This is a genomic window from Desulfobaculum xiamenense (assembly GCF_011927665.1).
In the GTDB taxonomy this organism is placed as follows: Bacteria; Desulfobacterota; Desulfovibrionia; order Desulfovibrionales; family Desulfovibrionaceae; genus Desulfobaculum; species Desulfobaculum xiamenense.
The window spans coordinates 184,886-209,948 of record NZ_JAATJA010000002.1; the positions used below are offsets into that span (position 1 = coordinate 184,886).

22 protein-coding genes are annotated in these 25,063 nt (G+C 64.2%); 11 read left to right on the forward strand and 11 right to left on the reverse strand.

The window, feature by feature from the left end; all coding sequences use genetic code 11:
* Nucleotides 1-24: 24 nt before the first annotated feature.
* Both GGQ74_RS08715 and GGQ74_RS08720 read right to left on the reverse strand, forming a co-directional pair.
* Complete coding sequence (locus GGQ74_RS08715; RefSeq protein WP_167941183.1) at nt 25-1,800, reverse strand: sodium:solute symporter family protein; 1,776 nt, start codon at nt 1,798-1,800, stop codon at nt 25-27.
* Between the two features lie 39 nt (nt 1,801-1,839).
* Entirely contained in the window at nt 1,840-2,091 is a 252-nt protein-coding gene (locus tag GGQ74_RS08720) for a DUF4212 domain-containing protein (RefSeq protein WP_167941184.1), read from the reverse strand.
* Between the two features lie 371 nt (nt 2,092-2,462).
* Between GGQ74_RS08720 and GGQ74_RS08725 the strand changes: the two genes are divergently transcribed.
* Both GGQ74_RS08725 and mazG read left to right on the forward strand, forming a co-directional pair.
* A complete protein-coding gene (locus GGQ74_RS08725; protein ID WP_167941185.1) occupies nt 2,463-3,095 on the forward strand; it encodes a CvpA family protein in 633 nt (210 codons plus the stop codon).
* A 4-nt stretch (nt 3,096-3,099) separates the two neighbouring features.
* Nucleotides 3,100-3,948 (forward strand): nucleoside triphosphate pyrophosphohydrolase, encoded by an 849-nt coding sequence (mazG, locus tag GGQ74_RS08730; protein WP_167941186.1) that lies wholly within the window; start codon nt 3,100-3,102, stop codon nt 3,946-3,948.
* Nucleotides 3,949-4,302: 354 nt separating this feature from the next.
* Here mazG and GGQ74_RS08735 read toward each other — a convergent pair whose 3' ends face one another.
* Nucleotides 4,303-5,352 (reverse strand): elongator complex protein 3, encoded by a 1,050-nt coding sequence (locus tag GGQ74_RS08735; protein WP_167941187.1) that lies wholly within the window; start codon nt 5,350-5,352, stop codon nt 4,303-4,305.
* A 437-nt stretch (nt 5,353-5,789) separates the two neighbouring features.
* Between GGQ74_RS08735 and GGQ74_RS08740 the strand changes: the two genes are divergently transcribed.
* A complete protein-coding gene (locus GGQ74_RS08740) occupies nt 5,790-6,077 on the forward strand; it encodes an integration host factor subunit alpha (protein WP_167941188.1) in 288 nt (95 codons plus the stop codon).
* Here GGQ74_RS08740 and GGQ74_RS08745 read toward each other — a convergent pair.
* On the reverse strand, nt 6,067-6,861 hold the full coding sequence (locus tag GGQ74_RS08745) for a septal ring lytic transglycosylase RlpA family protein (RefSeq protein WP_167941189.1): 795 nt from the start codon (nt 6,859-6,861) through the stop codon (nt 6,067-6,069). The genes GGQ74_RS08740 and GGQ74_RS08745 overlap by 11 nt on opposite strands.
* Nucleotides 6,862-7,113: 252 nt before the next feature.
* On the opposite strand from GGQ74_RS08745, the gene GGQ74_RS08750 reads away from it, so the two are divergent.
* The 7 genes from GGQ74_RS08750 to hisG all read left to right on the forward strand — a co-directional run bounded on the left by GGQ74_RS08750 (nt 7,114) and on the right by hisG (nt 14,467).
* A complete protein-coding gene (locus tag GGQ74_RS08750; RefSeq protein ID WP_167941190.1) occupies nt 7,114-8,277 on the forward strand; it encodes an amidohydrolase family protein in 1,164 nt (387 codons plus the stop codon).
* Nucleotides 8,278-8,318: 41 nt separating this feature from the next.
* Complete coding sequence (locus GGQ74_RS08755; protein ID WP_167941191.1) at nt 8,319-9,269, forward strand: aspartate carbamoyltransferase catalytic subunit; 951 nt, start codon at nt 8,319-8,321, stop codon at nt 9,267-9,269.
* Nucleotides 9,256-10,527 carry a dihydroorotase gene (locus tag GGQ74_RS08760; RefSeq protein WP_167941192.1) on the forward strand — a complete coding sequence of 424 codons (1,272 nt, stop codon included), beginning with the start codon at nt 9,256-9,258 and terminating at the stop codon, nt 10,525-10,527. Before GGQ74_RS08755 ends, GGQ74_RS08760 begins: the two co-directional genes overlap by 14 nt.
* Nucleotides 10,528-10,615: 88 nt before the next feature.
* The gene (locus GGQ74_RS08765) at nt 10,616-11,941 is read left to right on the forward strand and encodes an HD domain-containing protein (RefSeq protein WP_167941193.1); all 1,326 of its coding nucleotides are present in this window, start codon (nt 10,616-10,618) and stop codon (nt 11,939-11,941) included.
* Nucleotides 11,942-12,111: 170 nt separating this feature from the next.
* Nucleotides 12,112-13,167 (forward strand): dual-specificity RNA methyltransferase RlmN, encoded by a 1,056-nt coding sequence (rlmN, locus tag GGQ74_RS08770; protein WP_167941194.1) that lies wholly within the window; start codon nt 12,112-12,114, stop codon nt 13,165-13,167.
* Between the two features lie 20 nt (nt 13,168-13,187).
* Complete coding sequence (hisI, locus tag GGQ74_RS08775) at nt 13,188-13,562, forward strand: phosphoribosyl-AMP cyclohydrolase (RefSeq protein ID WP_167941195.1); 375 nt, start codon at nt 13,188-13,190, stop codon at nt 13,560-13,562.
* On the forward strand, nt 13,562-14,467 hold the full coding sequence (gene hisG, locus GGQ74_RS08780) for an ATP phosphoribosyltransferase (RefSeq protein ID WP_167941196.1): 906 nt from the start codon (nt 13,562-13,564) through the stop codon (nt 14,465-14,467). The genes hisI and hisG overlap by 1 nt, the downstream gene beginning before the upstream one ends.
* Nucleotides 14,468-14,653: 186 nt before the next feature.
* Here the strand turns inward: hisG and GGQ74_RS08785 are convergent, their stop codons facing one another.
* The 7 genes from GGQ74_RS08785 to GGQ74_RS08815 all read right to left on the reverse strand — a co-directional run bounded on the left by GGQ74_RS08785 (nt 14,654) and on the right by GGQ74_RS08815 (nt 22,277).
* A complete protein-coding gene (locus GGQ74_RS08785; RefSeq protein ID WP_167941197.1) occupies nt 14,654-16,000 on the reverse strand; it encodes a glutamine synthetase family protein in 1,347 nt (448 codons plus the stop codon).
* A gap of 226 nt (nt 16,001-16,226) precedes the next feature.
* The gene (locus GGQ74_RS08790) at nt 16,227-17,192 is read right to left on the reverse strand and encodes a radical SAM protein (protein WP_167941198.1); all 966 of its coding nucleotides are present in this window, start codon (nt 17,190-17,192) and stop codon (nt 16,227-16,229) included.
* 134 nt (nt 17,193-17,326) lie between these two features.
* On the reverse strand, nt 17,327-17,839 hold the full coding sequence (locus GGQ74_RS08795; protein ID WP_167941199.1) for a cyclic nucleotide-binding domain-containing protein: 513 nt from the start codon (nt 17,837-17,839) through the stop codon (nt 17,327-17,329).
* Nucleotides 17,840-17,853: 14 nt separating this feature from the next.
* Nucleotides 17,854-18,999 carry a potassium channel family protein gene (locus GGQ74_RS08800; protein ID WP_167941200.1) on the reverse strand — a complete coding sequence of 382 codons (1,146 nt, stop codon included), beginning with the start codon at nt 18,997-18,999 and terminating at the stop codon, nt 17,854-17,856.
* Complete coding sequence (locus GGQ74_RS08805; RefSeq protein ID WP_167941201.1) at nt 18,974-20,803, reverse strand: triose-phosphate isomerase; 1,830 nt, start codon at nt 20,801-20,803, stop codon at nt 18,974-18,976. Before GGQ74_RS08805 ends, GGQ74_RS08800 begins: the two co-directional genes overlap by 26 nt.
* Nucleotides 20,804-20,964: 161 nt before the next feature.
* Nucleotides 20,965-21,726, reverse strand: a complete 762-nt coding sequence (locus GGQ74_RS08810; RefSeq protein WP_167941202.1) for a hypothetical protein — start codon at nt 21,724-21,726, stop codon at nt 20,965-20,967.
* 152 nt (nt 21,727-21,878) lie between these two features.
* Nucleotides 21,879-22,277: a hypothetical protein gene (locus tag GGQ74_RS08815; RefSeq protein ID WP_167941203.1), complete on the reverse strand. Its 399-nt coding sequence runs from the start codon at nt 22,275-22,277 to the stop codon at nt 21,879-21,881.
* A 307-nt stretch (nt 22,278-22,584) separates the two neighbouring features.
* On the opposite strand from GGQ74_RS08815, the gene GGQ74_RS08820 reads away from it, so the two are divergent.
* Complete coding sequence (locus GGQ74_RS08820) at nt 22,585-24,852, forward strand: DNA topoisomerase 3 (protein ID WP_167941204.1); 2,268 nt, start codon at nt 22,585-22,587, stop codon at nt 24,850-24,852.
* Nucleotides 24,853-25,063: the final 211 nt, after the last annotated feature.

Consider the following 25,063-nt stretch of genomic DNA (forward strand, 5'->3'; position numbering starts at 1 on the left):
GGCACCCTCCCGGGGGAATCGCGATCAGTGATCGATGGCCGCACCCGCGCCGCGCGGGTAGCGCACGCTTTCCACCATTTCCTGCACCTCGGGCGGCGGCGGAGGCGTGAACGTGGAGATGCCGATGGTGGCCGCGAAGTTGATGAGCATGCCCACGAAGCCGATGCCCTCGGGGCTGATGCCCATGAACCACCAGCCCATGCCCATGAATTTGGTCTGCACGATGTAGAGCATGGTGAAGCCGATGCCCGCGATCATGCCGCAGATGGCTCCCTCGCGCGTGGTGCGCTTCCAGAAGATGCCGAGCACGAGGATGGGGAAGAAGCTCGACGCGCCAAGGCCGAAGGCCAGCGCCACCACCTGCGCCACGAAGCCCGGCGGATTCACGCCGAAGTATCCCGCCACGCACACGGCCACGCCGATCATGATGCGCCCCAGCAGCAGGCGCTGCTTCTCCGAGGCCTTGCGGTTGATGATGCGGTAGTACAGGTCGTGTGAAATGCTTGACGCCACAACCAGCAAAAGGCCAGAGGCCGTGGACAGCGCCGCAGCCAGTCCGCCCGCCGCCACCAGCGCGATGACCCACGGGGCGAGCCCGGCGATTTCGGGGTTGGCGAGGACCATGATGTCGCGGTCCACGTAGAGCTCGTTGGTCGAGGGCGTCACGGCGTTGGCCACGAGGCGCTGGCCCACGGCTCCGCGTCCGTCGATGAAGTTGGGCTTGCCGCTGAAGGCATCGCCCGCGCGGAACTGCACAAGCCCGTCACCGTTCTTGTCCACCCACGCGATGAGTCCCGTCTGCTCCCACTTGGTGAACCATGCCGGGGCCTGCACGTAGGGCTTCTCGTTGATGGTGCCGATCATGTTGTAGCGGGCGAAGGCCGCTACCGCCGGGGCCGTGGTGTACAGGATGGCGATGAACAGCAGCGCATATCCGGCGGAAAGCCGCGCCGCGCGCACGCTTGGCACCGTGTAGAAGCGGATGATGACGTGGGGCAGCCCGGCCGTGCCCACCATGAGCGACATGGTCAGCGCGAACACGTCGAGCATGGACTTGTTCCCCGCGCCGAAGGCCGAGGTGTACTCGCGAAAGCCGAGGTCCGTGCCGATGGCGTCCAGCGTCTCCAGAAGGTGCCTGCCCGCGTCCGGGCCGTCGATGATGGTGCCGCCGAAGCCGAGCTGCGGGATGGCCACGCCGGTGATCTTCATGGAGATGGCCACCGCCGGGATGAGGAAGGCCACGATGAGCACGCAGTACTGCGAGACCTGCGTCCATGTGATGCCCTTCATGCCGCCAAGCCCGGCGTAGATGAACACGATGACCATGCCGATGAGCACGCCGGTGTTCACGTCCGTTTCAAGGAAGCGCGAAAAGACGATGCCAACGCCGCGCATCTGCCCGGCCACGTAGGTCAGCGAGACGAAGATGGCGCACACCAGCGCCACCACCCGTGCGCTCTTGGAGTAGTAGCGGTCGCCCACGAAGTCCGGCACGGTGAATTTGCCGAACTTGCGCAGGTACGGGGCCAGCAGCAGCGCCAGCAGCACGTAGCCGCCCGTCCAGCCCATCAGGTACACCGCGCCGGTGTAGCCGAGGAACGAGATGATGCCCGCCATGGAGATGAACGACGCCGCGCTCATCCAGTCCGCCGCCGTGGCCATGCCGTTGGCCAGCGCGGGCACGCCGCCCCCGGCAACGTAGAAGCCTTTGGTGTCGCGCACGCGCGACATCCACGCGATGGTCAGGTACACGCTGAAGGTCAGCCCGACCATGATGTATGTCCAGGTCTGAATCGACATGGCGCTCTCCTTGCCTTGTGGTGTCCGCCCCCGGCGGGGCTATTCGTGCACGTCGTACGCGCGGTCCAGACGGCGCATGAGCAGATGGTAGACGAAGATGATGATCACGAAGACGTAGATGGAGCCCTGCTGCGCGAACCAGAAGCCCAGCGGGAACCCGCCGATTCGTATGGCGTTGAGCTGATTGACGAAGAGGATGCCGCATCCGTAGGATACCGTGGCCCAGATGCCGAGCAGAATGGCCATGTACCGGATGTTGTGCTTCCAGTATTCACGCATCTTGTCCTGCATGACGCCCTCCTTGTCCGCCTGTGTGACGCTCCGGCCGGTCGGCGGAAGCCATTGCCGGATTCATGATGGATGCAGTGAGTGTATGATGGTATCACAGTCTGCGCACGCAGTATTCGGTGAACGGTTCGAAGTGTGTCGCCAATCGGGAATGGATGGCTAAGATGCCGTTCGGCGGCTTCGATGCGCCGTCCGCCGCCCGATTCGGGATGGCGGCCGTCCCTTCGCTGAGGTGGGGCCGCACGGCTATTCACCTTTGGGCGAGGTTCTGCTAGGAAGCGCTGAGTGTTTCAGGCTGCGGCGCGCGGATTCCCGCGCGGTTCTCCAGACGCCACACCGGGCCTTCAGGGCCCGTTCGACAAGGAATTCCCTTCATGTTCAACTTCCTTGATGTCGTCTTCATTGCCATCGCCGCGTTCTTCTTCATCCGGGGAGCCTTCCGTGGACTGATCAAGGAAGTGGCCTCCACCCTCGGGCTGATTCTGGCCTACTGGCTGGCCAACACCCGCAACGACCTGTTGGTGGACTTCTACGCCACGTGGTTCAAGAGTCCCGGGCTGTTACATTTCCTGTCCTACGTCTCGGTGTTCGTCGGTGTGATGCTCGCGGTGTCGTTCTGCGCGTGGGTGCTGGTGCGGCTGTTTCGCATCATGCCCGTGCTGTGGGTCGATATCCCCGGCGGCGCGGCGGTGGGAATGGCCAAGGCCGGTGCCTTCTGCTGCATCATCCTCGTGGCGCTCGGGGCCTTTATGCCCGAGGCCGAATTCGTGAAGCAGTCGCGCATCGCGCCGTATCTGCACTCGGGCGTGGAGATGCTTTCGCAGTTCACCCCGGAGAAGATGCGCCACTTCGACCCCTCCGACCTGCGCGAACGCATGCGTCTTGAGCGCGAGGAGGCCCTCGACCGCTTCCTGTCCGGCGGCAACTCCACCGGCGGCGATCTCGGCCAGAAATCCATGGAACTTCTCGACAAAATGAAAAAGTCCCTCAACGGGACCGGGGAATAACGTCATGACTGCAACGAAAGAAGGCGTCGCCGTGGCTGGCGACGCGGACTCCGCACGCTCGCTGACCGAACTCGTCGGCGTCATCCGGAGCCTTCTGGGCGAAAACGGCTGCCCGTGGGACAAGGAACAGACCCCTTGGACCATGACCGACTACATCCTTGAGGAGGCCTTCGAACTGGCCGAGGCCATTCGGCACGACATTCCCGCCCATTCCACCGAGGCCACCCGCGCCGAGGTCATGGAAGAGCTGGGCGACGTGGCCTTCCTTCTCTACTTCGTGGCCGAACTCTACGAGCGAGCAGGGCATTTCTCCCTCGCCGAATCCCTCGACTACGCCCGCGCCAAGATGGTTCGCCGTCACCCCCACGTGTTCGGTGACCTGCACGTCGATTCGCAGGACGAACTGCTCGTCAACTGGGAGCGCATCAAGCGTTCCGAGAAGAACGGCGAGGGCGAGGCCCCCAAGCGCGTCTTCGAGTCCCTGCCCAAAGGCCTGCCGCCCATGCTCAAGGCCTATCGCATCAACTCCAAGGCCGCTCGCGTCGGCTTCACCTGGGCCGACGACGAGGACCAGAAGCGCCACCTCGACGGCGAATGGCAGGAATGGCTCGAAGCCAAGGCCTCTGGCGATCAGGAACGCATGCAGGAGGAGTTCGGCGATTACCTCTTCTCCCTCATCGAGTACGGACGCCGCCACGGCCTCAAGGCTAACATGGCCCTCGATGACGCCAACGTGAAGTTCCTCAACCGCTTCAACGCCATGGAAGAGCTCGCGAGTCAGGAAGGTCGCGATATCGCCGACCTGTCCCTCGACGAGAAGAACGAACTCTGGGAGCGCGTGAAGGCCAGATAGCCTCCGCCATCCCGTACGCCAATGAAGGGGGACCGATGCGCACCGCGCGTCGGTCCCCTTTTTTGTGGCGAAAAATTTGCCTCCGGCGGCTGGGCATGCGCGAAAAGTTTGCCTCCGGCGGCCGGGGCTCTGCCCCGGACCCCGGTCAAGGAAATGATTTCCTTGACAATCCTCACTAGGGCTTCGTCGCGCAAAGCCGAACGGATTGCCAAGGGCAGACGGCCTATCGCATGTCGGGGGTCCAGGGGGCCAGCGGCCCCTTGGCCGGCGGAGCCTACGTCTTGCATGTGGCAACGAACGACACGGCCAGCCCTCCACGACCTAGCGCCAACGACGCGCTACGCGGCGTGTGGCCTAGCGCAGGGTGAAGGTGTTGGTGTCCTCGAAGGTGATGGCATCGGCTGGCAGGCCGATGTGCGCGTAGGCGTCGCGCATGGAGTTGGCGTGCCCGAGGAGGTCGCTTTGGAAGCGGCGTGGGCAGACGAGGTGCGTGGGGGCGTGGTTGAGTTCGGCGATGCGGCGGGAGATGTGGAGGAACAGTGCGCGCGAGCGGGCGAGCTGTCCCATGGCGGGGTGCCATGGGCCGTCGAGGATGGCGTCTTGCATGTCCTGCTCGGGGGCGAGGCCGATGCGGATGATGTGGATATTGGCGGCCCAGAGGTCGAGGAGCGCCGGGGCGAGGGCGTCGATGGTGCGGTCGAGGGTCCATGGGGTGTAGTCGCCGCGTTTCCAGCGTGCGGCGAGGGGCGTGTGGGCGAGCACGACGCAGGGGTAGAGCCGTGCGGCTTCGGGGGCGAGGGCGCAGGCGGTGCGGATGTCGGCGGCGAAGGCGTCGGCGGTGTGCCCGGGCAGTCCGGGCATGAGCTGGACGCCGAGAGAGAGTCCGGAGGCGAGGACGTTGTCGCAGGCGCGGCGGGCGGTGTCGCCGGAGTATCCGCGTCCGGTGGCGGCGAGGGCTGTGTCGTCGAAGCTCTGGATGCCGAGCTCGACCATGTCGAGCCCCATGGAGCGCAGGCGGGCGAGGAGCTCTGGTGTCACGGCGTCGGGCCGGGTGGAGCAGCGCACGCGGGTGATGAGCCCCCGATCCCGAAAAGTGCGGGCGAGGGCGAGGAATCGGGCGATCCACTCCTCGGGTAGGGCCGTAAATGTGCCTCCGTAGAAGGCCAATTCGAGGGAATTTGTACTTTTTTTAAGCGCGTTGTTGAGTCCACGCGCCAGATTGTCGTATACTGTCTCGAACTGTTCCGTCCGTTGTCCGGTAATTTCGTTTTGGGCGCAGTAGACGCAGCGAAACGGGCATCCGGCGAAGGGAATGAAGGCTGGCCAGATGCGCGTGCGCGGGGCCTGCGGTGCCGGGTGGCGGAAGGTGACGGGGGCCGTGACGGGACGCTGCGTGACGTTCATTGAAATTACTTGATAGAATAGAAAAGGTTAGGTAAGATTTTAGGTACGCTCGATGCGTGTTCACTCTGCCTCTCGGGGGCGGCGCCTGCGCCTCCCCAGCCTGAGCCTCATACTGGTTTCGAGCCGAAATCGTCTATGGAACATATTGTGATAATTGCGTAGTCTGCAATGTATTCACAGGGTGCTTCACGGGGCTGATCTCATGCTGTCCCGAAACGCGCCGAAAGCGTGGTGTCCGTAGGGATGCCTGCGCAGTAGGTGCGTCCGCCTGCGAAGCGGCGGGATGGCGGTATCCGTCCCCACGGTCTCCCCCGGAAGGGAGAGACGGCTCCCAGCGCCGTGAAGATTGCCCCGATCATAAACATCGAAGAAATGGTCCGGTTGTGCCGGACCTTTCGGAAAACCGACTGCAAACCGGGGGAACGGAGGAGGACCACATGGGCAAGACGCTGACCAAAGCCGACATTGTCGACAGTATCTACGAAAAGGTCGACAGAAACCGCGCGGAAGTCAAAAGCCACGTCGAATCCCTGCTGGAGATCATGAAGCAGGCCGTCAAGCGCGACCATTCCCTGCTTATCAGCGGGTTCGGGAAGTTCGAGGCCTACGACAAGCGCGCTCGCAAGGGGCGCAATCCGCAGACGGACGAAGCCATTGTGCTGCCGCCGCGCAAGGTCGTAGTCTTCAGGCTTTCGCGGAAGTTTCGGGCCGAACTCAATCCGTGAGCAGGAAACTGCCGGGATATTGTCTTTCGAGTCGGGCATGGGTCTGCCGAGCGCGATCCATGCCCGCCACGGCCCCAGCCTGCACGCGCCAGAACGTCGCGCCGTCGATGTCCGCCTGCTGAATGCGGCTCTGCGCGAAGCCGCGACCCTCAAGTTCCCGTACGAGACGCTCCGCGTTGTCCCGGTTCCGGAACGAGCCGATCTGAATGAAGTATCTGGCCGAAGCCATCGTCTGCGACACCGAGCGCGGCGAGTCTCCGGCCATGCCCACCGCTTCGAGTGTGACCGGCGCGGTGCCCGGTCCCAGCACCCCGATCTGCTTTGCCCCCGCATAGGAAAGATCCACGATTCGCGTGCCCACGAAGGGCCCCCTGTCGTTGACGCGCAGCACGACGCTCTTGCCGTTGTTGCGGTTGGTCACCCGGACCACCGTATTCATGGGCAGGATCTTGTGCGCGCAGGTCATGGCGTACATGTTGTAGGTCTCGCCGTTGGAGGTCTTGCGTCCGTGGAAGGGCTCCCCGTACCACGAGGCCAGACCGGAGTCCCGGTAGCCGTCGGCGCTGGACAGGGGATGGTAGCGCTTGCCGTCCACCGTGTAGGGCCGGAAGGTTGCCTTGGGAACCGGACCCGCCGTGTGGCCGTGCACGCTCGGTGCAGGACGTGGGGCGGAGGGCACGGGCGAGGCGTCGGGAATGCGGGACTTGCCGCAGCCGGTGAGCGCGAGCATGGCGCACGCGGCGAGGCAGAGGACGACGAGGGCGGGGCGGAAGGCGGACATCATGTCTCCATGGGTGTTGACGATCTGGTTGGGAGTCCACGTTCTACATGATGACCAGTGCCCCCTGCAACACGAACCGGCGACAACGCCGGGGTGGGGGACGCCGTGGCCTGTGGATGTTCGAAATGTTCAAAACAACAGTAACAGTTCGTTTTAATTCGCATTTTTATGAACAGCACGCCCGGTGTGGCCTCGGCGGAGCGGGGGCGGCTTTCGTCGCTGGCCTTTTTGGGAAAAATCGTTATGGTGGCGGCGATGCAATACGCCCAGCGGACATATGCGGTGCGCGCGGCTCGTGTTTTGCCGAAACCAGGCGCGTCCTCGTGGATCGAGGATGCGCTTTTTGTCGTGCGCGACGGACGCATCGCCGAGCTTGGACCACGCCGCGAGGTGTCGCGGTGCTGGAGCGGACCTGTGACGGACCTTGGCGACGCATGGGTCGTGCCCGGCCTCGTCAATGCGCATACGCATCTGGAACTGTCGCACCTGCGCGGAACCACCGTGTCCGGACGGGGCTTTGCCGCATGGGTCCAAAGCCTCATCTCGCAGCCCGCGCAGGAGCTGTCCGAAGCCGCCATGGAGGCGGCCATGGATGAGCTTGATGCCTGCGGGACGGCGTGGGTGTTCGACCACTGCGGACGAAGCGCGGCCCGCGTGAGCGCCGCGCTTGCCGCACGGGGCATCGGCTACTGGCTGGGCGCGGAGTTCTTCGGTCATGGCGGTCCGGACGACGGCCTCGCGTGGCCGGAGCACGTGCGCGATCTGCCGGAGGAGGCCGCCGCGCGCGTGGTGGCCGCCGGACACGCCCTGTACTCCACGAAGCCGCAGACCCTTCGCGCCGCGCACGACTGGTGCCAGCGACACGGGCGGACCTTCAGCATGCACCTCGCCGAGCATGCGGACGAGATCGAGACGCTGACCACGGGCCGGGGCGAGTTCGCGGACATGCTCCACGTGCGTGTGGTACCGAAGGACCATCCCGCACCGGGCATGCGGCCTGTGCCCTATGCCGACAGCCTCGGGCTATTGGATGAGCGGACGCTGGCCGTGCACTGCGTGCAACTCGACGCGGCGGACATCGCCACATTGGCCGGGCGCGGCGCAAGCGTGTGCCTGTGCCCGCGCAGCAACGCCTACATCGGCGTGGGCCGCGCTCCGTGGGAGGCCCTGCGCGATGCCGGGGTGAACCTGTGCCTCGGCACGGACAGCCTGTCGTCCAATACGGATCTGAACCTCTGGAACGAGGCTATGGCCGTGGTGACCGGCTCCGAGGGTCGCATCGGCGCGGCGCAGACTGTGGAGTGGATGACGACGAACGCGGCGCGAGCCGTGGGGGCCGACGCACAGGCCGGAAGCATCGAGCCGGGACGCCCGGCACGCTACAGCGTGGTGCCTGACGCCATGCGCGAATTTTTCTGACCGGGGCTTCTCCCGGTCCTCAACAGCATTCGGGGGACCATATGCACTGGCCATACAAAGATCTGCTTGATGTAGACGTCCTCTCCGTGGAAGACGCGCAGCGAATATTCGAGACTGCCGATTCCTTCATGGAGGTCAACACCCGTTCCGTTAAAAAAGTACCCACGCTCAAAGGCAAGAGCGTGGTTCTTTTTTTTGCGGAAGCGTCCACGCGAACCAAGACATCCTTCGATATGGCCGCCAAGCGCCTTTCGGCGGACAGCTTCTCGCTGGCCAAGAGCTCCAGTAGCCTGACCAAGGGCGAATCCCTCAAGGACACGGGCCTCACCCTGCAGGCCATGAATCCCGACGCCATCGTCATCCGTGATTCCCGAAGCGGCGCGGCACGTTTTCTGGCCGAACGCCTCGACTGCGCGGTGGTCAACGCCGGTGACGGCTGGCACGCCCATCCCACGCAGGCCCTGCTCGACGCCTACACCCTGCGCAAGGTGTGGGACGGGCGCTTCGAGGGACGCACGCTGCTCATCCTTGGCGACATCACGCATAGCCGCGTGGCACGCTCCAACGTGCATCTGCTGACGAAGCTCGGTGTGCGCGTGCGGCTGTGCGGCCCGCGTACGCTGCTGCCGCCGCGTCTGGACACGTGGCCGGTGGAGGTGTTCCACGATCTGGACGAGGCCGTGCGCGGCGTGGACGCCGTGATGTGCCTGCGTTTGCAGCTGGAGCGCCAGCAGGATGGCCTGCTGCCGGACCTGCGCGAATACTCGCGGACCTTCGGCCTCGGCCGCAGGCATCTGGAGCTTATGAATCCGGGCGCGCGCATCATGCATCCCGGCCCGGTGAACCGCGGCATGGAGGTTTCCTCCGAACTGGCGGACATGCCGGAGAGCCTGATCCTCGATCAGGTCACCTCGGGCGTGGCCGTGCGCATGGCCGTGCTCTTCCTCTTGATAACCCGCAAGGACCAGGGAGGCGAACGTGTCCAGTCCTGATTTCGTGATCAAAAACGCGCTGTGGCGCGGCGAGGCTCATGACCTGTGCGTTGCCGACGGCAAGGTTCTCGAACTGCGCCCCGCCTCGGGCGAGGGCTACGGCGATGCTCCCGTGGTTGACGCCTCGGGCCTCGTCTTGCTGCCCGCGCTTATCGACGTGCACACCCACCTGCGCGAACCGGGCTTTGAGTGGAAGGAAGACATCGCCACCGGCCTGTCCGCCGCCGCCCACGGTGGCTTCGGCTCCGTGATGTGCATGGCCAACACGGACCCGGTCAACGACAACGCCGCCGTCACCGAACGCATGCTCGACCGCGCGCGTGAGGCGTTCCCCGGCGGCGGGCCCCGGTTGTTCCCGGTGGGCGCGCTCTCCGTGGGCCTTGCGGGCCACGAGCTTGCCCCCATGGGCGAGCTTGCCGCGGCGGGCTGCCGCGCCGTGTCCAACGACGGCATGCCCGTGGCCAATTCCGAGCTGTTCCGCCACGCCGTGGAATATGCGGCCGATTTCGGGCTGACGGTCATCGACCACTGCGAGGACCCGCACATGGCGCTTGGCGTTGGCGTGAACGAGGGCGCGATCAGCTCACGCCTTGGCCTCAAGGGTCAGCCCACCGTGGCCGAGAGCCTGCAGGTGGCGCGCGATGTGCTGCTGGCCGAGTATCTGGGCCTGCCCATCCACATCGCCCACGTGAGCTGCCGCGAGTCCGTGGAGCTCATCGCCCGCGCCAAGGAGCGCGGCGTGCGCGTCACGGCCGAGACCTGCCCGCATTACCTCCTCCTCACCGAGGACGCGGTGGAGGGCTACGACACGGCGGCCAAGGTCAATCCGCCCCTGCGGACCATGGACCATGTGCAGGTGATGCGCGAGGCCCTGCGTACCGGTGTTATCGACATGCTGGCCACCGACCACGCGCCCCACGCCGCCCACGAGAAGGAAGTGCCCTTCACGCAGGCCCCCAACGGCATCTCCGGGTTGGATACGGCCCTGTGCGTGACCATGGGGCTGGTGGACGAGGGTGTCTTGTCCCTCGACGACCTCGTGCGGGCGTGGGCGACGGCCCCGGCCAAGGCCTTCGGGCTTCCCGTGTGCGCCTTTGCGCCGGGCGATCCTGCGGACTTCACGCTCTACGATCCTTCGGCGTCGTGGGTGGTTTCCCCGCAGACCATGCATTCCAAGGGCAGGAACACCCCTCTTCTCGGGCGGACCATGCCCGGACGTACCGCGTTCCTGTACGTGAATGGTAAACGTGTGGTTTGACCTTCCGGCGGAGGCTTCATATAGTTCGTTCCTTCCGTATCGAATGGAAACCTGCGCCTGACACGACACGTCAAACGGAGTGATATACATGAGCGAGCCGTACAAGGACGCCGTTGGCATCTGCAAGACGATCATGCGAAACGGCTACGACGCCTACGTGATCAACGCCCGCCTGCAGCGGGAGATCATGGAGGAAGGCAAGGAAGTCGAACTCGACATTGCCACTGACATCGATTTCAAGGGACTCGACAAGCTGTTCCCGGAAATTGCCCATCCCAACGAGCCGAAGGTTCTCGCCGCGCTGCGCGAGAACGAGGTGCTCTACCGCTTCTATCCCATCGAGGCCGAGGATGGCGCGTACCCCGAGGAGTGCGTGTCGCGTATGACGCCGCGCCTGCTCAAGCGCCTCGAAGAGCATGGCGACCTGCCGCCGACCCTCGCCTGTCCGTATCTGCCCGAGGCCAAGGACCGCTATTCCGGGTTCAAGGACCTCGAAAGCGGCGTGGTGTGCCTCGCCGGGTTTGCGGACGACACCCTCAAGCGCGACTACCTGCGCGGCGTGCGCGCCCTGCGTTTCGCGGCCAACTACAATCTCCCCATCGAGGAGAACACCTGGCTGGCCATCGTCCGTGGCGCGCGGCGCATTCTCGACTACGTCTCCGTGTCCGACATCATGGACGAGTGGCGCAAGGTCGAGGCCGAGAACATGCACAAGTTCGTGCAGTTGCTCTTCGACTGCCAGCTCCTGCATGGCCTCATCCCCGAGGTCGCGGCCCTGTCCCGCGTGGTGCAGCGCCGCAACGACGACATCGAGGAAACCGTCTTCGAGCACACCCTGAGCGTGATGCGCCACTACCCTGAGGAGAGTGCCTACGACTGGAAGGGCACCCTCGCCTGCATGTTCCACGACGTGGGCAAGCTCTACACCGGCGAGTTCTTCGAGGGCAGCTGGCACTTCTACCAGCACCACCGCGTGGGTGCGCAGGTGACCCGCAAGATCATGAACCGCCTGCGCTTTGCGTCGGAGGATGTGGATCTCGTCTGCAACCTCGTGCGCAACCACAAGCGCTTCAGCTTCATGCTCACGGACCGGGGCATCCGCCGCTTCATGGCCCTTAGCGAGCACAAGCGCATCATTGAGATGGAGCGCGCATCGGTGAAGGCCCGCGAAGGCAACTACACCGAGTTCAATCACAACATGAAGATGATGGAGCGCACCGAGACCCCCGAGGAAATGCTCGAACCGCTCCTCAATGGCAACGAGATCATGGAATTCACCGGCCTGCACCCCGGCCCCAGCGTTGGGCTTATCCGCGAGGCGCTGCTTCAGGCGCAGGTCGCGGGGGATGTGGCCTCGGTGCCGGATGCCGTGGAATTCGTCATCCGCTACAAGGAGCGCGAGAACCTCTCCTGATGGAGACGTTTGGCGACCCCTTGAGAATCCCGGCCAAATAGGCGACAAGCGAACGGTGCGGGCGCAACGGTGCGCCCGCGCCGTCATCTCGTTTCCCGGCCACGGCCGATTTCCGGCCGGACGGGGAAACCGGTCCGCGCTGACCGCGCGAGACCGAAACCGGAAGGACTATGGATACGAAGAAAAACCTGCTCGACCTGACCCTTGACGATCTGCGCGAATTCATCCGCTCCCTTGGCGAACCCGCATACCGGGCGGACCAGGTGTTCCAGTGGCTGTGGCAGAAAGGCTGCCGCGACTTCGCGGAGATGACCAACATTTCCAAGGCGTTCAGGGAGAAGCTCGCCGAGGCCTCGTTCATCGGCTGGCCCGACATCGAGAAGACCGCCGTGAGCAGCGATGGAACGGTGAAGTTCCTGCTGCGCTACGCGGACGGGGAACTCGTGGAAACTGTGCTCATCCCGGAGGAGGGGCACACCACGCAGTGCCTGTCCTCGCAGGTGGGCTGCCCCATGGCCTGCACCTTCTGCAGTACCGGCCAGATGGGGCTGACCCGCAACATGACCATGGGCGAGATTCTCGGGCAGGTGCTCGTTGCGCGCGAATACATCGCCGCCCACGAGGACGACGTCGCGCCGCTGCGCAACATCGTCTTCATGGGCATGGGCGACCCGCTGCTCAACGTGACGGAGATGGTGCGCGCCCTGACGACCATGACGCACGACAAGGGACTGGGATTCTCCAGCCGGAGAATCACGGTGTCGAGCGTCGGAATCCTTAAAGGACTGGAGGTGCTCGGGGATTGTGGGCTGGCTCAGCTCGCCATCTCCCTGCATGCGCCGACGCAGGAGCTTCGGGAACAGCTTATGCCCAAGGCGGCCCGCCAGCTGCCTCTGGACCAGCTGATGGCGGTTCTCGACCGCTACCCCCTGAAGCCCCGTGAACGCGTCACCTACGAATACATCCTGCTGCGCGGCGTCAACGACAGACCCGAGCACGCACGGCAATTGGTGAAGCTTCTGGGCGGGCGCAAGGCGAAGGTCAACCTTATCGCCTACAACCCCTCGCCCGGCGCGCCGTACAAGGCCCCCCACCCGGACGACATTCTCGCCTTCGAGAAGATCCTCTGGGCCAAAGGGCTCACCGCCATCCTGCGCAAGAGCAAGGGGCAGGACATCGCGGCGGCGTGCGGGCAGCTCAAGGCGAAACACATCTCCGAGTCCTAAACGTCACTGAAGGGTTCACAATGTTCGCACCGGATTTCGACAAGCAGGGCGGGCTGGTCCCCGCCATCGCGCAGGACGCCGACACCGGCGAAGTGCTCATGCTGGCCTACATGAACGAGGAGGCGTGGAAGCGCACCCTCGAAACCGGCGAGGCCCACTACTGGAGCCGTAGCCGCCAGTGCCTGTGGCACAAGGGCGGCACCAGCGGCCACGTGCAGAAGGTGCGTTCCATCCGCATCGACTGCGACGACGACACCCTCGTGCTCATGATCGAGCAGGTGGGCGGCGCGGCCTGCCATACCGGCCGCAGATCCTGCTTCTTCCGCGAACTCGTAAACGGCGAGGTGAGCGAATGCTCGCCCATGGTCTTCGACCCCAAGGAGGTCTACAGGTAATGGCTGCCACCAACGGAAACGGCAACGGGAACATCCTCAAGTTCGGCATCCCCAAGGGATCGCTGCAGGACGCCACCATCTCCCTTCTGGCCAAGGCTGGCTGGAAGCTTCGGCAGCATCACCGTAACTACTTTCCCGACGTCAACGACCATGACCTCAAGTGCAATCTCTGCCGCGTGCAGGAGATTCCCCGCTACGTGGTGGACGGCACCCTCGACCTCGGCCTCACCGGCAAGGACTGGCTCCACGAGACCGGTTGCGATAAGGACGTGGTGGTCATCTCCGACCTCATCTATTCCAAGGTCTCCAACCGCCCGGCCCGCTGGGTGCTGGCCGTGGCGGGCGATTCCCCCTACCGCCGGCCCGAGGACCTTGCCGGAAAGAAGGTTGCCACGGAGCTCATGAACTTCACGCGGGAATATTTCGAGAACGCGGGCATTCCCGTGCAGGTTGAATACTCCTGGGGCGCGACGGAGGCCAAGGTCGTCGAAGGCCTTGCCGACGCCATTGTGGAGGTCACCGAGACCGGCACCACCATCAAGGCCCATGGCCTGCGCATCATAGCCGAGCTGATGCAGTCCAACACCCAGCTCATCGCCAACCGCAAGGCGTTGGAAGACCCCTTTAAGCGCGAGAAGATCCGCCAGATCGACATGTTGCTCAAGGGTGCGCTGGATGCGGAATCCATGGTCGGCCTCAAGATGAACGTGCCCGAGGACCGCATCCCCGCCATCCTCGACGAGCTTCCGGCCATCACCGCGCCCACCGTGGCCAACCTGTGGAACAAGAGCTGGGTGTCGGTGGAGATCATCGTCAGTCAGTCCGTGGTGCGCGACCTCATCCCCAAGCTTGTGGACCTTGGTGCCAAGGGCATCATCGAGTACCCGCTGAACAAGATCATCTAACGGCACCGCGCCGTTTCGATCCATACGACAAGGCCCCCTTCCGCGAGGAAGGGGGCCTTTGCCTTTCGGTGGACGTGGGCGTCGGGGTAGGGAGCCGACGGCGTGTCCCCCGAAAAACGGTGAGAGCCTCCGGCCGATCCGGAGGCTCTCCCGTGTGTGCTTCTGAGGGGTCTATGGAGGTCGTGATTACAGGACCGGCAGGTACCTGTTGATCTCGTATTCGGAGACGTGGGTGCGGTATTCGTCCCACTCGGCCAGCTTGTTCTCCACGAGGTTCCTGTGGAGGGATTCGCCGAGGGTCTCCTTCATCAGTTCGGACGCTTCGAGGGTCTTGGCGGCGGTGTAGAGATCGCCGGGCAGGGCCTCGATGCCATGGGTGTCCATGTCCTTCTCGGTGAAGGCGAAGATGTTCTTCTCCACCGCGGGTCCGAGCTCGTAGCCTTCCTCGATGCCCTTGAGGCCAGCAGCGAGCTGCACGGCGAAGCAGAGGTAGGGGTTGGCCGCCGGATCGGGGTTACGCAGCTCGATGCGGGTGGCCGCTTCCTTGCCGGGCTTGTACATGGGCACGCGGATGAGGGCGGAGCGGTTGCGCTGGGCCCAGGCGATGTACACCGGAGCCTCGTAGCCGGGCACGAGACGCTTGTAGGAGTTCACCCACTGGTTCGTGACGCAGCAGAATTCCTTGGCGTGCTTGAGCAGGCCCGCGATGTAGGACTTGCACTCGCCGGAGAGGCCGTTGGGGTCCTTGGGATCGAAGAAGGCGTTGCGGCCGTTCTTGAACAGGGACTGGTGCACGTGCATGCCGGAGCCGTTCTGTCCGAAGATGGGCTTGGGCATGAAGGACACGTACGCGCCGTGCTTGCGGGCCACTTCCTTGGCCACCACGCGGTAGGTGATGGCGATGTCGGCCATCAGCAGGCCTTCGTTGTAGCGCAGGTCGATTTCGTGCTGGGAGGGAGCCACCTCGTGGTGGGAGTACTCGACCTGCACGCCCATGCGCTGAAGGGCAAAGATGATTTCGCGGCGGATGTCGTTGCCGAGGTCCAGCGGCGGCGCATCGAAGTAGCCGCCCACATCCAGCGGGTCGGGCTTGCGGGAGTTGCCGAACACGAAGAACTCAAGCTCGGGGCCAACGTAGAAGGTGTAGCCCTTCTCGGCGGCCTTGGCGATGACCTTCTTGAGGACGTAGCGGGAATCGTTCTCGTAGGGGGTCATGTCGGGCAGCTTGATGTCGCAGAACATGCGCGCCACGGGGCGCTCGGTGGGCCGCCAGGACACCATCTGGAAGGTGGTGGGATCGGGGATGGCCACCATGTCCGACTCCTCGATGCGGGTGAAGCCGAGGATGGAGGAGCCATCGAAGCCCATGCCTTCCTCGAAGGCGGCCTCAAGCTCGTTCGGGGTGACCTGGAAGCTTTTCAGCGTGCCCAGGATGTCGATGAACCAGAACTGTACGAAGCTGACGTTGTAGTCGCGTACGGCCTTGAGAACGTCATCCGCGTTCTTGCAGTTGAATACCGGCGTCTGTTCCATGGGGTGATCCCTCCGGAAAATGGTGTATTCGTGAAAAGGTCTGTTGGCCCTTGTCGTCCGGAACTGCCCGGGCACATATCAAAACCCGGGCCAGAAGAACAAAATGTTGTCTGATCAGCGGGATAGCAGAAAGCTGGCCCTATGGCAAATTTTTTATTCTGACATTTGTGTAAACAAAAGGGCTTTCAATAACGAAAAAAATACTCAAAATGTTAATCTGACAAAATTACGCACCACCAAGCAACCCGTCGATGAGAAACTTCGCCAACTCCGCCTCGCGTTGGTCGAGGCGGGAGAGGCCAGCCTCGCGGGCCATGCGCTTGGCCTGCGCTATTTCCGCGCCCGTCGGCGAGCGCGCCAGTTCGCGGCGCTTCGCCGCCGGGCCGCAGGTGCGGTACTGGGCCATGACGTTGACGTAGGTGTTGAGCGAGAGCCGCGCGAGGAAGACCATCCAGTCCTTCGTGCCCGCAAGGCCTTCCGGCAGCACCAGATGACGCACCAGAAGTCCCCGTTCGGCGATGCCGTCGTCGTTGACCACGAGGTCGTCCACCTGCCGGTGCATTTCGGCGATGGCCTCGCGGGCGCGCTGGGGATAGTCCTGTGCGTCGGCGTAGGCCTTGGCCGCGTCGCTGCTCCAGAATTTGGCGTCGGGCATGTAGATGTCCACCACGCCGTCCAGCAGGCGCAGGGTTTCCTGCGCGTCGTAGCCGCCGGAGTTGTAGACCAGCGGCAGGTTGAGGCCCTCCTCGCAGGCGATGACCAGCGCTTCGAGAATTTGCGGCACCACATGCGAGGGCGAGACGAGGTTGATGTTGTGCGCGCCGCGCCGGGCAAGCGACAGCATCATCCCGGCTAGCTCTCGCGCTGTGACCGGATGCCCCTCCGCCTCCGGGAATTCGTGGATGTGGCTCACCTCCCGGTTCTGGCAGAACGCGCACGAGAGGTTGCAGTGGGTGAAGAATATGGTGCCCGACCCGCGCGAGCCGCTTATGGGCGATTCCTCGCCGAAGTGCAGGTCGTGGCTGGCGACGCCTGCCAGCCGCCCCGTGCGGCAGTAACCGCGCGTGTCTTCGATGCGGTTCACGCCGCAGCTGCGCGGGCACAGGACGCAACGCTCCAGCGCGGCCACGGCGGCCTCGGCGCGGCGGACCAGTTCACCACTTCGATGCAGGGCGATGTATGACGGTTCCATGGAATCACTCTACACGCTTCCCGTCGTCGCTGCCAAGACGGGAATGAAACGGATGGGTGTCTTGTGGGACAGCCGGCATGCAACCGACCGGTATTCAAGGGAAAGAAGATGGAGTTGGCGGGAGGTGATGCGCCTTACGCGCGGCTGAGCGCAAGGGCGAGGGCCGTGGTCAGCTTGATGAGTTCCGAGTTGTTTTTGCGCACCGTGGCCGCCAGACGCTTCGACAGCGCGGTGAGCAGGCGCACGCCGATGATCGGTTCGCGCTCCAGCAGGTCGAAGAACCGGGCGCGGTCCGTGCGCAGGAATTCGCAGGGTTCGAGGGTCTCCACCGTGGCGGAGCGGGTGTCGCGGTCGATGAGCGCCATTTCCCCGAATAGCGGGCACAGTGCGCCGTCGAGGGTGGCCAGCACCTTGCGCGGGTCCTTGAGCTCCTCCAGCGGGACGCTCATGCCCTTGATGAGCATGGACTTGGTGATGCGTACGCGTCCTTTTACAAGAATGTACATTTCGTCACCGGTGTCGCCTTCGGCGATGAGCTTCTCGCCCTTGTCCACGCTGAAGGTGGAGAAGATGGGCTTGACGCGTTCGAGCTCCTCGGGCGGGAAGTCCGCGAACAGGGCGACGTTCGTCCACTGGAATTTGTCCATGCGTGGCCTCGCTTTCAGCCCCCGCTCGCCGCGGGCTTGAGGAACAGAATGCCGTCGTAGTCCGCCAGCGGCTGGGCCTGTTCTGGATTGACGAGGATGTCCGGACCGCTCTGGCCGAGGGAGGTCTGCTGCCCCGTGGCGGTGAACAGTTCGAGGATGAACTGGTCCAGCGCGGAGCCTTCGTCGAGCATGTCCTTGAGGTTTAGGTCCCTGGATTCCTTGCACAGGGCAAGGGGCAGTTCCCCGGCGCCAGTCTGCCGGGTCGCGACGAGCTCGCCCCAGTTCATGCGACGTTCGTCCGCCGAGAGTGCCCGGTAGTCGAGACAACCCGGCCCCTGCACGCCCACCAGCCGCTGGAGGAAGGGCCACACCGAGGGCGTCGCGCCCATCAGTCCGAGGATGAGGGAGGTCATCTCGCCGCGCGCTACGATTTCGTCCACACCTGCGCGCAGGAGGTGGGTGTAGTTCTCCGCGAGCATGACCTCGGCGTAGATTTTCGCCTTGGGGGCCAGCCCGCGCACGATGAGCGCGGCGTAGAGGTTCTGTTGGTCCGCGTCCTGCGGGGGCATGCCCGCCTGACTCAGGATGTAGACCACGCGGGCCTGCGTGGGGCTTGCGCGGTGGATGACGTTTTCGTGGGTGGGGTCGCCGTAGACGAAGTGCAGGCGGTTTTCCATTTCGAGCTGAAAGGCCAGCGCCTCGCGTTCTTCGGCGGGGAGGTTGTTGACGAGGGTGAGTTCGGACCCACGCAGCACGCCTGTTTCCTTGAGCGTGCGGACGAGGTTGGGCGCGTAGGAGTTCCAGCCGACGATGATGACGTGTCCGGAGAGGTTCACCTTGAGCAGCCCCTTGCGGCGTTTGGCATGGCGCTCCACGATGAGCGAGGCGAGGTTGCCCGTGAGCGTGGAGACCATGCCGATTCCAGAGATCATGACCAGAAGGCCCAGAATCCGTCCCTCGGTTGTGGCGGGCACGAGGTCGCCGTAGCCGACGGTGGTCAGCGTGACCACCGCCCACCATACGGCGCTCAGAAAGTCGTCGCGGCCCTGCGGCCTGAGTTCGATGAGGTAGAAGCCCACCGAACTCAGGCACAGGAGCAGGGCGATGAACAGCAGGAGCTTGTGGAATGGATTCCTAAACGCCGTCCTCGTGGTCGTCATCCTCCATTGCCAGCGCCTCGTGGCGTCTCAGCAGTTCCTCGAAGCGGATGTCCGCGCCGAGGATGCCCTGGATTTCCAGATCCTCGTCGTCCACCGGGGTGGACACGGTGAGGCACAGCTTGCCCGTGAAGTGGGACTTGTAGAAGTCCGTCACGTGCAGCTTGCCGGTGCGCATGGGCACGGTGAACCATTCACGGCCCGAGAAGTCGGTGGTGTAGTCGTAGGTCTTGTATTTGGGCCGGTCCTCGTCGTGGCAGACGGCGCTGGCGGTGAGATGGCCCGTGGTGTCGATGAGGTACATGTACTGGATGAACGGGTACTCGGTGAGGAATCCGTCCATGCAGCGCTCCACGTTGTCCGCGTCCATGCTGCGGATCTCGCACTGGGTGGAGAGCTTCTCGATGATGCGCGCGGCCAGCTTGTGGGCGATGCGCTTGAGGTGGTCGAATTCCGAGGGGAACAGCTCGGGCAGGTAGCGCTTCACCAGCGCCTTCATTTCCTTGTTGGAGAAGTGCGTGGTGCGTCCGCCCTCGTAGGCGCGGGCGATGTGTTCGGCGATGGCCGCCACGGTGGGGTGGCGCTTGTCGATGCGGTCCTCGCCCGAGAGGTCGAGATGCTGATTGATCCAGTAGGCCACGCCCGCCTTGCCCGTCTTGTCCGTGATGATGATGGGCACGGGGCGGCGCAGGATCTTGGTGGTGTCGAAGATGTTGTAGATTTCCTCGTTCTTGATGAGGCCGTCCACGTGGATGCCCGCACTGGTGGCGTTGAAGTCGCGCCCCACGAAGGGATAGTTTTCCGGGATGTGGTAGTCCAGCTCGCGGGCGAAGTAGTCGCCTATTTCGGAGATGGTCTCGGTGACGGCGGCGTCGTCCTCGCCGGTGAGCGAGATGTATTCGATGACCAGCGCCTCCAGCGGGGCGTTGCCCGTGCGCTCGCCGAAGCCGAGCAGGGTGCCGTTGGCCCCGGAGCAGCCGTAGAGCCACGCCGTGGCGGCGTTGACGAGCACCTTGTGGAAGTCGTTGTGACCGTGCCACTCCAGCCACTGGCTAGGCACGCCCGCGTGGTCCGTGAAGGCCCGCACGATGCGCGCCACGGAGCGCGGCAGCGCCGCGCCGGGGTAGGGCACGCCGAAGCCGAGGGTGTCGCACAGGCGAATCTTCACGGGCAGGCCGCTTTCGCTGGCCAGTTCCATCAGCCTTGCGGCAAAGGGCACGCAGAAGCCCATGATGTCTGCGCGGGTGACGTCCTCGAAGTGGCAGCGCGGCACGATGCCCCATTCCAGCGCCTTCTCCACGATGGCCAGATAGTCGTTCATGGCCTGCTGGCGGTCTTTCCCGAGCTTCATATAGATGTGGTAGTCCGACACGGAGGTCAGCATGCCCGTCTCGTGAAGGCCCATTTCCTTCACCAGCCTCAGGTCGTCTGCGTTGGCGCGGATCCAGCCCGTGACCTCGGGGAACTTGTAGTCCTTGGCCATGCAGGCTTCCACGGCCTTACGGTCCTTCTTGGAGTACAGGAAGAACTCGCTTTGGCGGATGAGGCCGGAGTGCCCGCCGAGCTTGTGCAGGAAGTCGAAGATGGTTGCGATCTGGGCGACGGTGTAGGGCGGTCTGGCCTGCTGGCCGTCGCGGAAGGTGGTGTCGGTGATGAACATCGGTTCCGCAGGACGCGGAATGAGAAAGTGGTCGTCGAAGTTCACGCGGCCGATCTTGGTGTAGGGGAAATTGTCCCTGAAAAGCTCGGGCTTGTCCGGGTTTTGCAGAGCCATGTTCGTGGGCCGGTTGAAGTGGAGGAACGGCATTCTGAAAAGCTCCTTGGTGTGGGGATATATGGGCCAAGGCAGGATGATCCCGCCCCAGGGTACGAAAAAAGATAACAGAATGCCGGACGACTGCAAGAGCGCCGGGAGCGTGCATCGTCGTGGAACGTGCGCCAAGGCTTGCGCACGGCGGGTTTCGGAGTCTAGGAACGCTTGGCCGTGATGCGCTCGCGTTCCTCGCCAAGCAGGTTGTGGTGGGGATTCATGCGTTCTGCCTCGGCAAGGGCGCGCAGGGCGTCCTCGCGCCAGCCGCCGGTGCGCAGGCTGCGTGCGGCCAGCAGGTACATGAGTTCCGGCTCGTCGTCATAGATGGCCTTGACGAGGCGTGGGTAGCCGCTGCCGAAGACCTCGCGCACCAGTTCCTCGCTGGCGAGGAAGAAGCGGGCCAGCAGTTCGTTGTCGCGGTGGCGGGGCAGATACTCCACCAGCAGGCTGCGGCAGTTGAAGAGGATGAAGCGAATGCGGTTGACCTCGCGCTGGATGCTCTCGTTGGTCTGATCCAGCACGCGCATCAGCTCCTGCGAGACGTGGCGGGCGTTCTCCGGCAGTTGGCGGCGTTGCAGCTCGCGGAACCATGGGGCGTAGTTCTGCTGCTGGTAGGCGTCTTCCTTGAGCTTCATGGTGTCATGGAAGATGTAGCCCATGCTCCAGTCGAGGAATTGGCCCAGAAGCCCGTTTTCCGAGGCGTTCTTCTTGAACAGCAGATGCGCCGTGTCCTTGAGCCGCCACAGCAGGCCCTTGTTGGTTTCCTGCCCCAGCAGATTCCTGATCACGGTGAAATCGACATGACCGGTCTTGTCGAAATGCCGAAATTCCCGCTCCAGTTCGCGGTGCACCTGGCAGAAGTCGCGCACCACGTCGCGCACGAAATCCGGCCGCTTGGCCCTGATCCACGCCTTGGACATCGTCTGTTCGTTCTCCTTTTCCCCCCTCGGGACAGCTTCCCCTATCACACGTCACGAAACATGGAAACATTATCGGAGGGCCGACAGGCGCATTCCCCAGCCCTATCCCAACCGCGCGGACGCGCGCTGTTTCGCACGGGGCGCGGGGCTTTTCAGTCGCGCTTCGCTTCGCTGGCTGTGGCATTTCCATCTGACACGGGTGCGTCATTACGCCGCCCCGCCACGTGAAATGTCAGGAACACCGCCCCCACCGAGCCGAAGACGCAGCATATCGAAAGAATGTACGGCAGGACGCCCTGCCCCTCGTAGGCGAGGGTCAGTTCGAGGAACACGCAGAATACGAGGACACTTGGCCAGAAGAGGGCCATGGTGCCAAGTCTGCGTCTGGCGTCGGCCAGAGCCCGCGTGGCGGCTTGCGCCGGACTCGCGCCGTCCTCGCGCATGGCCCCGAGAAGCCCAAGCGGTAAGAAGAGCGCCTGTGTTGCGGCCAGAAGACCGATGACCCCGATCCCAACCATGAATCCCGAAGCCAAAGCCTGTGCGAACGGCATGGTGCCTCCCCCCCCGGTTCGTGTGTTCGCGGCGGCGTCCCGCCTGCCATGGTCCGAAAACGCAGGGGGGATAGCCATTGTCACAGATTATGGCACTTGGCGGGGCATGTCGAGCCATGGGATGGGAATGTGCGGATGGTGGGACTTTTCGGCCTGCACTTTTTCCGCATTGACGGTCGGTTGCGGGCCGAACCCGTGTGCGGCTGCGTCGAAGTGTGCGCCAGCCCTTTCCCTTTGGCCTGTTCGAAGGTATGGGGATGCACATGCCGCCATGTTCGGCGGACAAAGAGCGGAGGCATCCCATAACGTGGCACGGACACTCATCGTAGCGGAAAAGCCCTCGGTGGCGCGCGAAATCGCCAAGGTTCTCGGCGTGAACTCCCGGCGGGGCGACGGCTATCTCGCCGACGCCCGGCACGTGGTCACCTGGGCCGTGGGGCATTTGGTGAACATCGCCGAACCCGAGGAACAGGACCCGGCGTGGGCCGGACGCTGGAGCATGAACCAGCTCCCGATGATTCCCCGCAAATTCAAGCTGGCCGTCCTTGAAAGTTCGGCGCGGCAGTTCGCGGTGGTCCGTTCCCTCATGAACGCCGACGACGTCGAGGAGGTCATAAACGCCACCGACGCCGGGCGCGAAGGCGAGCTTATCTTTCGGCGCATCTACCTGATGGCCGGATGCTCCAAGCCCATCCGCCGCCTGTGGGCCAACGACATGACCGAGCAGGGCCTGCGCCGAGCGCTGGAGGGCACCGTCCCCGGCGAGAAGAAGCGCAACCTCGGGCTGGCCGCCTTTGCCCGCGCCGAGGCGGATTGGCTCATCGGCATGAACTATTCCCGCCTGTTCACGCTCAAGGACCGCCAGCTCATCACCGTGGGCCGTGTGCAGACTCCGGTTCTGCGCCTTTTGGTGGATCGCCGCCGCGAGATCGAAAACTTCACGGTGCAGGACTACTGGACCGTTGAGGCCACCATGGAGCGCGAGGGCGAGTCCTTCTCCGCCACATGGCATCGGCCGCCAGAATTTCGCGAAACCCGCGTGGACGTCGAGGCCGAGGCCTCGGCCATCGCTGACAAGTGTCGCGGCCGCGAGGGCGTGGTGGACAGCACCAAGAGCCAGCAGCGCCAGCAGGCCGCGCCACTGCCCTTCGACCTGACCACCCTCCAGCGCGAGGCCAACTCGCGCTACGGGCTGTCGGCCAAGGACACGCTGACCATCGCGCAGGCCCTCTACGAGCAGAAGAAACTCCTGACCTACCCGCGTACCGATTCGCGCTACCTGACCACGGACCTCTTCGCGGAGTGTCTGTCGCATCTGCGCGCGGTCTACCATCTGTTCCCGGACATTGCCGCCGACGCCGCCACGCGCATCACCGAGGCAGGCGACGCCGGAGCCAAGCGCTTCGCCTGCGTCAACGATAAGAAGGTCTCCGATCACCACGCCATCATTCCCACGGCGCGCAAGGCCGATCGCAACGCCCTTTCCGAAAACGAATGGCGCGTATACGAGATGGTCTGCCGCCGGTTCATCGCCGCCTTCCTGCCGCCCGTGAAGTTCGCCGCCAGCACCGTGTGGGTTGTGGTGGAGGAGGAACGCTTCAAGGCCACCGGAAAGGTCTTTAGCGATCGGGGCTGGCTCGCCGCCGAGCCGTGGCGTACAGCCGCCGACAATCCGCTGCCCCGCCTGCGCAAGGGCTCCCGCGTCACGGTCACGGAACTCGAATCCCGCAAGCATCAGACCAAGCCCCCGGCGCACTACACCGACGCCTCGCTCCTTGCGGCCATGGAAACCGCAGGCAAGCTGGTGGACGACGAGGAGTTGCGCGAGGCCATGAAGGAGCGCGGTCTCGGTACTCCGGCCACCCGCGCCCAGATCATCGAGACCCTGCTTTCCCGCAAATACGTGGAGAAGGACGGCAAGAAGCTCGTGGCCACGGACACCGGCTGCCACGCCGTGGATCTTATTTCCGCCCATCTGCCCGACGTCACCTCCGCCGAACTCACCGGCGACTGGGAGAAGAAGCTCGGCGATATTGAGCGCGGCTCATTCAGCTATGGCGAATTCATGCAGGCCGTGCGCGAGAGCGTGTGGCGCAACGTGCACGCCATTCGCAATCATCGCGCCTTCGACCGTGACGGCTTCCCCGTGGCTCCGCCGCGGATGGGCGCTCCCGTCGCATCGGCGCCGAACCCTGCGACACCACCATCCCCCGCGCCGCCTGCCGCGCCGACACCCGCTCCCGTGCGCTACGACGCCGACGGCTTCCCCATCGAGGACACCCCGCGCGAGGCTCCTCGCCACGCTGGCGAGGTCATGGGCGTGTGCCCCCTGTGCGGGCGCAAGGTCCTTGAACAGCCGGACGTCTACGAATGCGAGGGGACGCTCGCCGGAGAATGCTCCTTCGGCATCAAGCGCCGCATGTTCGGCGGCGAAATCCTCCCCAACCAGATGCGCGACCTCCTCGACAAGGGCCGCACCTTCAAGCGCGGACGCTTCGTCTCCCGCGAGGGCAAGCGCTTCAACGCCAATCTTCGTCTCACCGACGGCCGACTCGACCTGTTCTTCGAGGATTAGCCCCCGCCGCAGTGGCTGGGCGTATCGTTCGCTGACGGGTGCAAGCCGATAGCTCCGCTGGCCAAGGGGCCGCTGGCCCCTTTGAACCCCGATGAGGCGATGGGCGTGGTCACTGTTGGCTCACGTTGCGGCTTTTATCCAATAATTCCAATATATAAGGATTCTCAAGGGAATTATTCCCTTGAGCGGGGTCCGGGGCCGCGCCCCGGCC